We start from the raw sequence: 13,727 nt of genomic DNA, 5'->3' as shown, positions 1-13,727 counted from the left end.
CATGCGCGTGGTGGTTCAGGTGCGGGCTTTGACGCCGGGCAACACGCAGAGCATCTCGAACAGGATATTTGCGGCCAGAACGGCCGTCGCGCCGCTTTGGTCGTAGGGCGGGGACACCTCGACCAGATCGCAGCCTACGATGTTCAGGCCGGACAGCCCGCGGATAAGCTCAATCCCTTGATGCGAGGTCAGCCCCCCCGGTTCGGCGGTGCCCGTCCCCGGCGCATAGGCCGGATCAAAGCTGTCGATGTCGAATGTGACATAGACCGGACCATCACCCATCTGTTCGCGCACCTCGGCCATCAGCGGCGCCAGCGATTTGTACCAGATTTCCTCGGCCTGAACGACGCGCCACCCCTGTTCGCGCGGCCAGTCGAAATCACCCGCCTCATAGCCGGTGGCCCGCAGACCGATCTGGCAGACACGCGAAGGGTCAAGCAAACGATCTTCGTGCGAACGCCTGAACGGCGTGCCATGCGCGATTTTCTCGCCAAACATCAGATCGTTGATATCGGCATGGGCGTCGACATGGACCAGGCCGACAGGTCCGTGTTTCTTGGCGATCGCTTTCAACACCGGATAGCTGAGCGTGTGATCCCCGCCAAGCGTCAGCGGGATCACATCATGGCCAAGAATTTCGTCATAGGCGTTTTCGATGATCTGGATCGACCGCTTCAGATCGAAGGTGTCGATGGCGATATCGCCGATATCCGCGATATTGAGGGAATCGAACGGCGAAACCTTGGTCCACATGTTATAGGGCCGGATCATCGCACTTTCGGCACGGATCTGGCGCGGTCCGAAACGTGTTCCGGACCGGTGAGACGTGCCGATATCCATCGGGATCCCGACGAAACAGGCATCCAGCCCCCGTGCCGTGTCCTGATAGGGCAGACGCATCATCGTGTTCAGCCCGCCAAAGCGCGGCATTTCGTTCCCGCCAAGCGGTTGGTTGAAAGCCATGTCGATCTCCGTTGTTTCGCGTTCGTTCAAGCGGTGAAGGCGGCGTCAGCCCATGTGAATGGCATAATATTTGCGCATGGTTTCCACGACGCGGAAAGTGCCCCTGAAGCCCTTGGGCACGAAATAGCTGTCGCCGGCGGCAAAGGTTTCTTCGTGTCCATGCTCGTCCGTCAGCGTCACCTTGCCCGACAGAACCTGACAGAATTCATCACCCGGATAGGCGTCGAAAACCTCTGCATAGGGTGTGCTTTCCCAGATCCCGACCACGAAGCTTCCATCCTTGGATTCGCTGATGACCGCGCCCATTTCCTGGGGCTTGCCGTCAATCACCGCTTCGGGCGGCACGACCGAGCATGGCTCGAGCGTGATGTCGCCTGCGCCAGTCGGGGTCATTTTCAGAACTTTGGTCATTGGTCTTTGCGCTCCATCGCGATGAGAACCTTGATTGCCCCGTGCGAATCTGCTGCGGGGCGGACGGTCGTGATGGAAACACGATTAAAATTCTTGCCCGATGCGAAAAATCATGAATGCAATGGGGACACAGCACGACAAAAATAGCGGTATGCAATGCTCAATCAGGTTCGGGACGCGGATATTCACCTTCTGAGGGTCTTTGTCGCGGTCGCGGAATCGGGTGGCTTTGCCGCCGCTCAGGATCGCCTGAATGTCGCGGCCTCGACGATCAGCACGCAGATCTCGAATCTGGAAACGCGACTGGGTTTCCGGCTGTGTGAACGCGGCAGGGCCGGATTTTCATTGACGAACCAGGGCGAGATCGTGCTGACCTCGACCTATAAGCTGCTGCGCGATCTGGGCGAATTCGTGAACACGATCGAGGCGACGCAGGATGATCTGGTCGGTTCGGTGCGCATCTATCTGATCGACAATATCCTGTCACATCCCGGATGCCGGTTTTCCACGGCCATGGCACAGCTGCGCCGTCAGAACCCCTATCTGCAACTGGAGGTCCGCCAGATGGCCCCGGGCCGGATCGAGACGGCATTGCTGAAACGCGAGACCGATCTGGCGCTGGGATGGTTCAACGCGCTGACGCCCAGCCTGCGCTATGAACTGCTGTTTCAGGAACGCCACCAGATCTATTGCGGCGCGGACAACCCGTTGTTCCCGCGCGCGCCCCATGACATCGATCCTGCGGAACTGGAACAGGCCGATTGGGTCAAGCGGGCCTATGAACTGCCACAGACGATCCATTTCGCGCATCCGCCCGTCGCCTCGGCGGTGTCGCATTACATGGAAGGTATCGCGCATTTCATTCTGGCGGGCACGCATATCGGTTATCTGCCCGATCACATGGCCGCGCCCTGGGTCGCGCGCGACCTGATGCGGCCAATCCATCCCGAAACTTATTTCTACGAGCTGCCGATGAACCTTGCGACGCGGCAGGAAACGTCGGGCGAAAGACGCGTTCAGGCCGTGCGCGACGCGATTTGCGCCGCGCATTCCCTTGATGCGTTTCAGGACAGCGGAAAGCCCATCGCCTCGACCAGCCGCAGCCAGGCATGACGCCAGCCGCCCTTTTCATCCGCCGTGTCCAGCGCATGCAGGGTGATCTTCGAGCCGATCCAGCGGAACGGTTCGGGCGGGATCTTGTTGGGCATGCTGTTCGCGAAATCCATCTTCAGTTCGGGCAGATCAACCCCGTCCAGCTTGGCCAGGGCCAGCCTTGCGCCGAAACGACTGGTCGAAATCCCAAAGCCCGAATAGCCCCCGACCCAGACCATGTCGCCATCCATATAGTTCTGGAAATGCACGGCCATCCGCGTCGTCATCGCGATCGGCCCCGACCATGCATGCGTGAAGCGCAGATCATCCAGCTGCGGAAAGGTGCGGTTAAAGGCCTCGGCAAGACGTAAATAAGGATCAACGACGCGCTCGCCCGCGGGATCGGTATTGTTGGTGCCGTCATAATAATAGGTCAGCCGCCCGCCAAAGGTGATGCGGTTGTCCTTGGTCATACGCATGTAATTCAGTTGCGTGCGGGTGTCATAGATGCCTTGCCGGTTCGTCCAGCCGATGCGATCCAGCTGTTCCTGCGTCAACGGCTCGGTCGCGATGATCCGGTCGCGTATTCCGGCCACGCGCTTCTTGATGCGCTTGTCGCCCGCCGCGAAGGCATTCGTGCCCAGCATGATCTTGCGCGCCTTGATCGTCCCGTCATGGGTGACGACCTTCAGAACGCCATTCTCGCGCGTGATGTTTTCCATCGGCGTCAGTTCATGCAGGCGAACGCCAATATCCAGCGCCGCACGCTTCAAGCCCCATGCCAGCCGCGCAGGATGAACCGTGCCGCTGAGATCCTTGCTCCAGCAGGCACCGGAAAAGATCGGGGATTTCACCTGGGCCGCCACGCCGTCACGGTCCAGCAACTCGACATTATGGCCATATTTGCGATGCAGCTCGTATTCGTCGCGCAGGCCGGGCAGCGCCTTGTCGCCGATGGCCACGGTCAGCTCTCCGCCCCAGGTGTTATGCGCGTCGATCTGGTGGCGTTCCAACGTCTCCAGAAAGCCGCGCATGTTTTCCTGTCCCAGTCGCTCCAGCTCGGCGATGTCATTCGGGAACAGACGTGCCGCATTGTGCAACCCGTGCATGATCGAGGTCGACACCACTCCGCCGGGCCGGCCCGAAGCACCATAGGCGACCTTGCCCGCCTCGATCAGCATCACGTCACGACCGGGATCGGCCTCTTTCGCCTGAATGGTCGCCCACAGGCCGGTAAAGCCGCCGCCGATGATCAGCAGATCGGTCGATGTGTGACCGATATGCTGTTGTGTCACCTCGGGCGCGGCATCGCTGTCCAGCCAGAACGGGAAGAACGTCACATCGTTCAGGGCGGTCTTTGCAAAGCTCAATTTCAATCTCCCGTCACATCTGTTTGGGGCAGGATGCGGCGACATGCTACAGGCTAAAATAACCGGACAGCGATGCCATACCGTGACTATTCTCGGCGTATCATGCCAGAAAGCCAGATTGCCGCGACATCCATCGACGCAACACGACGGAATTTCATCATTCTTCCTTTCCGCCGGGCCACGCAAGCTGTGCCAAGCCAAACGGGGAAGGGAATCATGGCCGAGGCACTTCTGGAACGCGAGCACACCGTCTTTGTCGGTGGAAAATGGAAAACCGGACGCGGCAGTGAACGTCTGGAAGTCATCGACCCCAGCAGCGGCGGCGTTCTTGCCCGCGTTCAAGCGGGCGGTGCCGAGGATGTCGAAAAGGCTGCACAGGCGGCCGGTCGCGCCTTTGACGGTTGGAAACGCAGCACGGGTGCCGCGCGTGCCCAATATCTGCGCGGCTTCGCGCGCGGGCTGAAATCGCGCAAGAACATTCTTGTCCGCGTCCAGATGCACAATAACGGCAAGCCCCGCCTCGAGGCCGAGATCGACGTCGATGATGCCATTGCCTGCTTCGACTATTACGCGACACTGGCCGAAGGGCTGGATGGACGACAGGACATGCGCGTCGATCACGCAGGCGGCACGCATTTTGGCCTTGTCCGGCATGAACCGGTCGGCCCGGTCGGGATGATCGTACCGTGGAACTTTCCGCTGGTGACAAGCGCGTGGAAAATCGCGCCCGCATTGGCCGCCGGATGCACGGCGGTCATGAAAACCAGTGAAATGACGCCGCTGAATGAACTGGTCTATGGCGACATCGCCACCGAGATCGGCCTGCCCGCAGGGGTGCTGAACATCGTGACAGGCGGCGCGGATGTCGGTGTGGCGCTGACCCGTGCGCCGGAACTCCGCAAGATCAGCTTCACCGGATCGAACATGATCGGTGCCAAGGTCATGGCGGCGGTCTCGGGGCGCTGCCTGCCCGTTTCCCTGGAGCTTGGGGGAAAATCCCCCATCATCGTGACCGCCGATGCCGATATCGATCAGGCCGTGTCCTGCATCATGGGCGGTGTATTCTTCAATGCCGGGCAGATGTGTTCGGCCACCTCGCGGCTGATCGTCGACAAATCCATCGAACCAAGATTGATCGAGGCGCTGGTCGACAAAACCCGCGCCCTGAAGGTCGGATCGCCTTTCGAGGACGGCACCGAAATGGGCCCGCTGACCACCGCGGCGCAATGCCACAAGGTTCTTTGGATGATCGCAGAGGCCAAATCCGACGGGCTCGATTGCCTGACAGGTGGTGGCGCGATCGACCGCGACGGTCATTTCGTCAAGCCGACGATCTTTCGCGACGTTCCTCATGCCCATTCGATCTGGCGCGACGAGATTTTCGGCCCGGTTCTGGCCACCACCACCGTCTCGTCGGACGAAGAGGCCATCGCCGTCGCCAATGATACGGATTACGGCCTCGTCGGGTCGGTCGTCAGCGTCGACTGGTCGCGCGGCAAGGCGATTGCCGACAGGATCGAGGCCGGCCAGATCTGGATCAACACGCCCCAGATTGTCTATCCCGACAGCGCCTGGGGCGGCTTCAAGCAAAGCGGCATCGGCCGCGAGTTGGGACCTTGGGGACTGTCGGGATATCAGGGTGTCAAGCACATCCTGTCCGAGACCTGATCCCTTACCCCGGGCAAGAGACACATGCCGTTACGTTGATCGGGGAAAAGCTGACCGCATGCCGCCAGCCCTTGCCAATCATTCAACCACCAGCCTTGCTGGTGGTTGAATGATTCCAATGCCTTATCTTTGATGCACAGGCCGATTCCGCGCCCCTCCAGAAAACCCCTAGTTTTATCGGCGTAACAATCTGTGACTCCGTAATTCGTCGCGATCGCCCTTTCTGGCATGACCACAAGACAGAAGGGCGCACCAACGGGAAAGCCTGAAAAACACGACAGAGAGAGTAAGCATGGAACAGAGTTACGAATACGGAAGCCTGGTCTTGGGGGGATTGGGCATCTATATGGCGATCCTGCTTTTCGTGGGCTGGTGGGCCTCGAAATGCGTGACCGACGAAGCCGATTTCCTCGTCGCGGGCCGCCGGCTGGGCATGCCTTTGATGGTGGGCGCGCTGGTCGCGACCTGGTTCGGGGCAGGCACCACGATGGGGGCGTCCGGGGCATCGTATCTGCTGGGCGTGCAGGGCGTGATCTTCGATCCGTTCGGTGCCGCGCTATGTCTGGTTCTGTTGGGCCTGTTCTTCGCGCGTGTGGTGCGGCGTTCGAAATTCATGACCCTGGTCGATTTCTTTGAAAGCCGTTACGACGGCCGTGTCGCAGGCCTGTCGGCCTTTGTCATGCTGATCGCGGAAATGGGCTGGATCGGGGCGCTTCTGGTCGGGTTCGGGTCGATCATCACCTTCTTTACCGGCCTGCCACTGGCCTGGGGCATCGGCTTTTCCACGCTGGTTCTGATCGTTTATACTTTCATGGGCGGCATGTATGCCGTGACCCTGACCGATAGCGTCCAGATCGCGATCGTCACCATATCGATGATCGCCATCTTCATCGTGGTGATGAGCCTGCCCGAAGTCGGCGGTTGGGATTATATCTTCGCCAACGATCCCTCGCATAACTGGATGGGCAACAACCAATGGGATTTCCTGCCCACATCCGAAGCTCGTGCCGACGCGGAGCTGGGCAATGCGGGGTTCAACTATTACACCGGTCACATGGGGTGGTTCTATTGGCTGGCCGCCATCATGGCCGTCGGCGTCGGCTCGATTGCCGCGCAGGATGTGAACCAGCGCCTGATGTCGGCCCGATCCGAGAATGTCGGCGTGTCCTCGGCCATCGTGTCGGGCGTGGTCTATGTGATCCTGGGCATGATCCCGGTGATCCTTGGCATTGCCGCGTTCAAGATCTATCCCGACATGGATTTCGACATGGTCCAGAACCAGATGCTTCTGGTCATGGCGGCGGATTACCTGCCCACCGGCCTTGTGATCATCTTCGTCTGTGGTCTGGTCGCGGCGCTGATGTCCTCTGCGGCAGCGGCCACGCTGGCCGGGGCGTCGATCCTGGGCTATAACGGCGTCAAGATGCTGAACCCGAATATCTCGGACGCCGCATCGCTGCGCTGGACCCGCATCTTCGTGCCGATCGTCGCCTGTCTGTCGCTGCTCATCGCGCTGCGTTTTGAAGTGATCTACAATCTGATGGTGGCGGCCTGGACGCTGCTTCTGGTGTCGAATTTCGTACCCTATGCCTGCGGCTTCTTCTGGAAGAAAGCCAATTCGGCGGGGGCGCTTGCCTCGATGGTCGGCGGGTTCCTTGGCTGGATCGCGGGTTATTTCCATTACATCCCGCTGACCTCCGAAGCGAATACCGATATCGTGCCGGGCGTCGAAGGCGTCTATCAGGACTGGGCCAACTGGGATGCGATCTATATCGGCTCGATCTGGGGCGTCATCGCCTCGGTTACCCTGATGGTCGTGGTGTCCCTGGCAACCCGAAAATCGGTGCCGTCAAAGCCACTTCTGGATGCCGATGGCGAACCCCTGAACATGAAAGGCTGGTTTGGCCTGATCCCTTCGCGCCACTGACCGGCCACCAAATCCACGGCACCGCCCTGCCCGATCCGGGCGGGCGGCGCTGCGATCACGTCAGGCCAGGCAAACAAGATCCTCATGCCGGCATCCGGTGCAAGGCCGGATAGCCCTGCCCCCGTTCAATCACGTCATGCAGGGCGCGCAGTACGTCATCTGCATCAACGGGCCGGTTCATATTGTGAACACGGCTGCCGGGGCGGGCGGCAAAATCTGCCACCCGTCGCAAATCAGCCTCGGACGGTTTCGCCAGACCAATCTCGGCGAAGCTGCGGGGAAGCCGCACCTTGCCATAAAAATCCAGCATGTCATCCATGAAGGCATCATCCCTGCCCTCAAGATACAGCTGCGCCAGCAATCCGATCGCGACTTCTTCGCCATGCAGGATGCCCTTGGCGTCGGGCAGCAATGACAACGCCATGCCGATTGCATGTGCCCCCGCGACCCCGCATCCTTCAAAGCCAATCCCGCTCAGCAGGATGTTCGCCTCGGTCACCTTTTCGACCGCCAGGCTATGCCGCTGTGCGACCACATCTGCGACCGCATCCGGACCATGTGCGCGGATGACATCGTAACAATGCCGGGCAAGACAAAGCGCCGCCTCGGTCGGTCGTGCATCAAAGAAGTTCGGCTTGCCAGCGGCAACCACCTGCTCGGCCTCGAATCTGGTGACAAGCGCATCCGCGATCCCGGCGCTGAAGAACCGCACCGGCGCCTGCAGGATCACGTCGCTGTCAACGAAGACCGCCTCGGGATTGGTTGCCATGAACCGCGGCCCGATAAAGCGGCCATCCTGTTCATATGTGATGGCAAGACGGCTGGTCGGGGAATCGTTCGAGGCGATCGTGGGCATGATGATCACCGGCACGGATGTCTGGATCTTTACCGCCTTGGCGGTATCGATGGCCTTGCCGCCGCCAAGACCAATGATGCAATCATGGGATCCGCTGCGCAGCCCGGCAGCCGCGTCATCAATCGCCTGCGGCGAGCATTCCCCGGCAAACTCATCGAATGCCATCGTCAGGCCGGCCGCCTCTATCGAGGCCCGGACGGTATCGCCATATCTTTCGCGAACAAAGGCATCCGCGATGACATAAGGGCGTTGACCGAACGGCTTGACCAATTCACCCAGACGCGCCAGCAGCCCCGCTTCCTGACGGTAAATCAAAGGAAAGCCGATTGCGATCATAACCTGGTCCCTGTTGCCTGAGTGTCGATGCCGGATGCAGGGCAAGAAAGTCCCGCATCCGACCTTGATGATTGAGTGCCTATTCCTGACCTGCTGCGGCTTTGGCCTCTTCAACGGCGGCCAGCATCTTGTTCAGCCATTCATCGCCATATTTCCCGACATACCAATCCTGCATGGCCTGGCGAGCGCCCAGAAAGGTTTCACGGTCGTCCTCGGTCGGTGTATAGATCGCGCCGCCAGCAGCTTCGAATGCCTCATTCGCGGCGGCTTCGGTTTCCGCGTTGAACTTTGTCTGCTCGGACGCGGCATGTTCAAAGCCGTCCAACACTACCTGTTGCAGATCTTCGGGCAGTTCCTGCAACCACTGATCGCTGACGAAATAATAACCGAACAGGAACGTGTGCCGGTCAAGAATGACATTGGTCACCACCTCGTTGAACTTGTTCGACATGATATCGGGCGTGCCGTTCTTCGTGCCATCGACCACTCCGGTGGACAGCGCGGTATACAACTCGCCCCAGGCCACAGGCGTGGGGGCCGCCCCAAGGCTGCGCACGAATTCCTGCTGCAAGGGCGAACTGATCGTGCGGATCTTCATCCCCGACAGATCGTCGGCCGTCTTTACCTCGCTGGTGGTAAAGAACGACCGCCAGCGACCGCCGTCACTGACCGCGACGAGGCGGGTGTTGGGAAGCTTGTCCAGAACTGCCTGCGTCATGTCCTGGGTAAAGCCGCCTTCCATGAACTTATAGGCCACCTCGTCATTTGGCAGGATATATTGCAGGTCCACGACCGCAAGTTCGGGCACGAACGGTGTGACACCACCAATCGAGACATGGGCCACCTCAAGCGCATTGACGTTGACCTGCTCCATGACCTCTTCATAGCTGCCCAACTGGTTGCCCGGATAGATTTCCACCGCAACGCGTCCGTCGGAATGGCCCTCGATATATTCCTTGAGCGAGGTCGACCCGACGTAATCGTCGTTTTCCATCGTCGCGGGTCCGGCATGTGCAATCCGCATGGTGAAATCCTGCGCCAATGCGGCGGCCGATCCACCCAATCCGATCGCCATCGCAAGAATTGAAGCCGTATAGAATCTTGTCATTTCATCCTCCCTTGAAAAACTAACTGCCTAGACCGGAAAACCCAGCCATCGCGGCAAAGCCAGCGAGATGTCGGGGATCATTGTGATCGCCAGAAGAACCACGACATGCACGATGTAGAATGGCAGCATTGCCCGCACGATTGCCCCGACCCGCAGCCCAGACACCGCCGCAGACGCAAACAACACCAATCCGAAAGGTGGCGTTGCCAGCCCGACCGTAAGGTTCAGACACATGATCACCGCGAAATGCACCGGGCTGATATCCATGCCCAGCATGGTCGGCCCAAGAATTGGCCCCACGATCAGAATGGCTGGACCGGCATCAAGAAACATCCCGACGACGAACAGGACCAGGTTGATCAGAAGCAAGAAGATGATCGGGTTCTCGGTCACACCCAGAACAGCCGTTGCCAATGATTGCGGCACACCTGCCATGTTCAATGCCCAACCAAACAGCGAGGCCGACCCGACCATCAACAGAACACTGGCCGAGGCCCTGGACGCCTGCACGAACAAACGCGGCACATCGCGAAATCCAAGTGACCTGATGCAAAGGCTCAGCCCCAGCGCATAGACGACCGCCACGACCGCCGCCTCGGTCGGGGATACGATCCCCAGCAGGATTCCCCCAAGGATGATGACCGGCGTCAGCAGCGGAAAGAACCCCTGCGTGGTGTCGCGAATGATCTCCTGTTTTGACGGCGCCCCTTCCCGCCGCGGAAAGTCATGCTTTCGCGCCAGATAGGCCGTCATCAGCATCAGGCTGACACCCATGAGCAAGCCCGGAATGAACCCGGCGGCGAACAACGCCCCCACCGACACATTCATGATATAGGCATAAACGATCATGATGATGCTGGGCGGAATGACCGGTCCGATGATCGACGAGGCCGCCGTGACCGCAGTGGCGAACCTGCGTGTATATCCGTCTTTCTCCATCGCCGGGATCATCATTGATCCAAGCGCCGTGGTGTCCGCCACGGCCGACCCGCTCAGTCCGGCAAACAAGACGCTGGACAGAATGTTCACATGCGCCAGCCCCCCCCGCATATGCCCGACCAGCAACTTGGAAAGATTCACGAGGCGGCGTGTGATGTCGCCGGCATTCATGATTTCACCAGCCAGTATGAACAGCGGGATCGCAAGAAGCGGAAACTGGTTCACGCCCGCGAAAAACCGCTGCAAACCGATCTGGATCATGTTTTCCCGACCTTCCAGCACAAAGGCCATGATCGGCCCGAAGGACAAGGCGAACACGATCGGCATCCCCAACAGGGCCACAACAATCGTCAGGATCACGAAAACGGGCATGGTTCAGGCCCTCCCGTCATTCGCAGTGCGACGCAGGAACGGCGACAGTGCGGCTTCGAGACAGGATGGAACAATCAGGGCGAACGCCACCGGAACCGCAGCATAGATATATCCCTGACTCAGCCAGTCCATGCTTGGCACGATCCGCGCCATGCCCTGTCTGGCGAAGGCGATCCCATACCAGACCACCAGCAATGACATGGCCAGCACCATCACATGGATGGCGACAAGGATCATCACTTCCAGCCGTGCTGGCAAGGACTGCACCAGCCCCTCCACCGCCAGATGTCCCGGGCGCATGCCGACAACCAGGCCCAGCATCGTCAGCCAGACCAAGCATATCTGCGACAGGTCATCCCCCCATGACAGCGGATTGCCCAGACCATAGCGCATGGTCACCGCCGTGATCATCACGATGACGATCACCCCAAGCAAGGCTGCAATGATCGCCGTGCAGGCGCGTATCAAGAACGTGTTCAAGGCGACAAGCGCCTCAAATGGCCGATGCAACATGATCCCCCCAAGAAAAGAGCTTGATCAGATTCCCAGCCTGACGCTCTTATATAACTTATATAAGAATAAAGTTTTTCGCGCGTCAACGCTTGAGGCTGGTATTCATCTATCTTATACAAGATTCTGACGTGGGCATTCCCTGGCAGGCCAGGAGATCCCGCAGCACGGAGGAACCCCGATGGAAGCGGCCAGATTGGTTTGTGCGGGCATCGTGACCGTCGACATGGCATTCGCGATGAATCAAGAGATCATGCCGGGCCTGAAGAACCGTGCGGCGGCTTCGTTTATCGCTCCGGGTGGCTGTGCCCTGAATGCAGCCCGCGCCGCCGCCCGCCTTGGTGGTCAAGTCAGCCTGATCGGGGTCATTGGTGATGACGTGCTGGGACACTGGATGTGCCAACAGGTCGAAATGGCAGGAATCGAAACGCACCAGTTGATCCGGCGCGATGGTGAAGAAACCGCGCGCTCGGCCGTGCTGCTTACCGGGGATGGCGAAAGAACCATTGTCAACTATCGTCGGGACAGCCTGTATGAATGCGGCATCGTACATCCCGACCTGACCGGAGCGGGAGCGGTTCTTGCCGACACCCGATGGCCACAAGGTGCCAAAGACCTGATTCTGGCAGCGCGAAACGCCGGACTTCCCGCTGTTCTTGATGCCGAAGCTCCTGTCACACATGCCCAGGACGCACTGCGCGCGGCCTCGCATGTGGCATTCTCGGAACAGGGATTGGCAGATTTTGCCGGGGGCGCGGATGCCGCCGCGCTCAGCCGCGCCGCAAGCGAACTTGGCGCCTGGGTCTGTGTCACGCGCGGCCCGCATTCAGTGCTGTGCCATGACGGCATCCATCTTAGCGACGTGCCCACCTTTGGCGTCACGGCGGTGGATACGCTTGGGGCCGGCGATGTCTGGCACGGCGCCTTTGCACTGGCGTTGGCCCGGGGTCAGACCGAGATCGCCGCCGTCCATTTCGCCAACGCGGTCGCCGCGCTGAAAACCACCAGAACCGGCAGTGCCGCGCTGCCTGACCGAACCGAAGTCGAAAAATTTCTTGAGGAGGAAATCTGATGTCGCTGAGTGCCGGAAAATTATGGGGCATGCGCCGGATGGCGGATAGCAACGGTCTGTTCAAAATGACCGCCGTCGATCAGCGGCCGCCGATCAAATCGGCGATTGCAAAGCATCATGGCACGGCGGAAGCGCCCTTTGACGACGTTGCTGGTTTCAAGAAACTGCTGATCGAAACCCTGCAGGACAAATCGACCGCCTTGCTACTTGACCCGCATTTCGCGATTCCGCGTGGCCTGCCGGCGATGTCTCCAACCAAAGGGCTGGTGGTGACATTGGAAGATTCGATCTTCGAAGATTCCGGCATGGGTCGCAAGTCATCGGAAATCGATGATTGGTCGGTTGGCAAGATCAAGCGTATGGGTGGGGACGCGGTCAAGGTGCTTGCATGGTATCGCCCCGATGCCGACCCCGAGATCAACGAGCATCAGAAAGAATTCACCCGCCGCATCGGCGAAGCATGCGCCAGATACGATATTCCATTCCTGTTCGAGCTGCTGGTGTTTCCGCTGGAATCCGATGCGCACCAGACCAAGGATTATGTCGAGATGCAGGGCAAGCGCTCTGACGACGTTTTGAAATCTGTCGAAGAATTCGCCAAACCGGAATACGGGGTGGATGTCTTCAAACTGGAAAGCCCGATCGCAGCCAATGACGTCCCCGGCGTCGGAAATGACGGTTGGCGCCAAGCACAGGAAATATTCGACGAAATGGGACGGCTGGCCGGGCGCCCCTGGGTCATGCTTTCGGCGGGCGCAAGCAAACCTGCATTCCGCAAGATCCTGACGCATGCCTATAAGGCAGGGGCGTCCGGCTATCTTGCGGGGCGCGCGATCTGGCTGGATGCGTTCGGCCATTTCCCCGATTGGGACAAGATGCGCACCGAACTGTCAGGGGAGGCCTGCGCCTATATGGACGATCTGAATATGCTGACGGATGCCGAGGCAACGCCCTGGCACAAGCATACCATTTTCAATGGTCGCGGCGCGGCGTTCACCCCCAATGACGCATCTTTCAGGCATGGCTATCAAGACATCTGAACAAATCGGCCGGCGGCGATAGCAAGCCGCCGGTCAGCGCCGAAAGCAATGGGCCGCGATGAT

Annotated in this window: 12 protein-coding genes; 5 read left to right on the top strand and 7 right to left on the bottom strand. The window is 59.6% G+C overall.

What is annotated here, in order from left to right; translation table 11 throughout:
• Positions 1-15 precede the first annotated feature (15 nt).
• Positions 16-963: an agmatinase gene (speB, locus tag PAF17_RS07225; RefSeq protein ID WP_271888428.1), complete on the bottom strand. Its 948-nt coding sequence runs from the start codon at positions 961-963 to the stop codon at positions 16-18.
• A 45-nt stretch (positions 964-1,008) separates the two neighbouring features.
• Positions 1,009-1,374, bottom strand: a complete 366-nt coding sequence (locus tag PAF17_RS07220; RefSeq protein WP_271888427.1) for a cupin domain-containing protein — start codon at positions 1,372-1,374, stop codon at positions 1,009-1,011.
• A gap of 156 nt (positions 1,375-1,530) precedes the next feature.
• On the opposite strand from PAF17_RS07220, the gene PAF17_RS07215 reads away from it, so the two are divergent.
• Positions 1,531-2,487: a LysR family transcriptional regulator gene (locus PAF17_RS07215; RefSeq protein WP_271888426.1), complete on the top strand. Its 957-nt coding sequence runs from the start codon at positions 1,531-1,533 to the stop codon at positions 2,485-2,487.
• Here the strand turns inward: PAF17_RS07215 and PAF17_RS07210 are convergent.
• Complete coding sequence (locus PAF17_RS07210; protein WP_271888425.1) at positions 2,439-3,836, bottom strand: NAD(P)/FAD-dependent oxidoreductase; 1,398 nt, start codon at positions 3,834-3,836, stop codon at positions 2,439-2,441. The two genes, PAF17_RS07215 and PAF17_RS07210, sit on opposite strands and share 49 nt — an antisense overlap.
• A 216-nt stretch (positions 3,837-4,052) precedes the next feature.
• Between PAF17_RS07210 and PAF17_RS07205 the strand changes: the two genes are divergently transcribed.
• A complete protein-coding gene (locus PAF17_RS07205; RefSeq protein ID WP_271888424.1) occupies positions 4,053-5,504 on the top strand; it encodes an aldehyde dehydrogenase family protein in 1,452 nt (483 codons plus the stop codon).
• Positions 5,505-5,796: 292 nt separating this feature from the next.
• Entirely contained in the window at positions 5,797-7,431 is a 1,635-nt protein-coding gene (locus PAF17_RS07200) for a sodium:solute symporter family protein (RefSeq protein WP_271888423.1), read from the top strand.
• 82 nt (positions 7,432-7,513) lie between these two features.
• Here PAF17_RS07200 and PAF17_RS07195 read toward each other — a convergent pair whose 3' ends face one another.
• The 4 genes from PAF17_RS07195 to PAF17_RS07180 form a co-directional block, all read right to left on the bottom strand.
• Positions 7,514-8,623, bottom strand: a complete 1,110-nt coding sequence (locus tag PAF17_RS07195; protein ID WP_271888422.1) for a glycerol dehydrogenase — start codon at positions 8,621-8,623, stop codon at positions 7,514-7,516.
• Positions 8,624-8,702: 79 nt separating this feature from the next.
• Positions 8,703-9,731, bottom strand: coding sequence for a TRAP transporter substrate-binding protein DctP (gene dctP / locus PAF17_RS07190; protein WP_271888421.1), 1,029 nt, complete (start codon positions 9,729-9,731; stop codon positions 8,703-8,705).
• 27 nt (positions 9,732-9,758) lie between these two features.
• Complete coding sequence (locus PAF17_RS07185) at positions 9,759-11,042, bottom strand: TRAP transporter large permease (protein WP_271888420.1); 1,284 nt, start codon at positions 11,040-11,042, stop codon at positions 9,759-9,761.
• 3 nt (positions 11,043-11,045) lie between these two features.
• Entirely contained in the window at positions 11,046-11,555 is a 510-nt protein-coding gene (locus PAF17_RS07180; protein WP_271888419.1) for a TRAP transporter small permease, read from the bottom strand.
• A 178-nt stretch (positions 11,556-11,733) separates the two neighbouring features.
• On the opposite strand from PAF17_RS07180, the gene PAF17_RS07175 reads away from it, so the two are divergent.
• Together PAF17_RS07175 and PAF17_RS07170 are read left to right on the top strand one after the other, a co-directional pair.
• Entirely contained in the window at positions 11,734-12,624 is an 891-nt protein-coding gene (locus PAF17_RS07175; protein WP_271888418.1) for a PfkB family carbohydrate kinase, read from the top strand.
• Positions 12,624-13,664 (top strand): tagatose 1,6-diphosphate aldolase, encoded by a 1,041-nt coding sequence (locus PAF17_RS07170; RefSeq protein WP_271888417.1) that lies wholly within the window; start codon positions 12,624-12,626, stop codon positions 13,662-13,664. Before PAF17_RS07175 ends, PAF17_RS07170 begins: the two co-directional genes overlap by 1 nt.
• Positions 13,665-13,727: the final 63 nt, after the last annotated feature.

Origin of the sequence: Paracoccus onchidii, from assembly GCF_028294535.1 — a bacterium.
In the GTDB taxonomy this organism is placed as follows: Bacteria; Pseudomonadota; Alphaproteobacteria; order Rhodobacterales; family Rhodobacteraceae; genus Paracoccus; species Paracoccus onchidii.
This window is presented reverse-complemented; position numbering and strand designations above follow the sequence as displayed.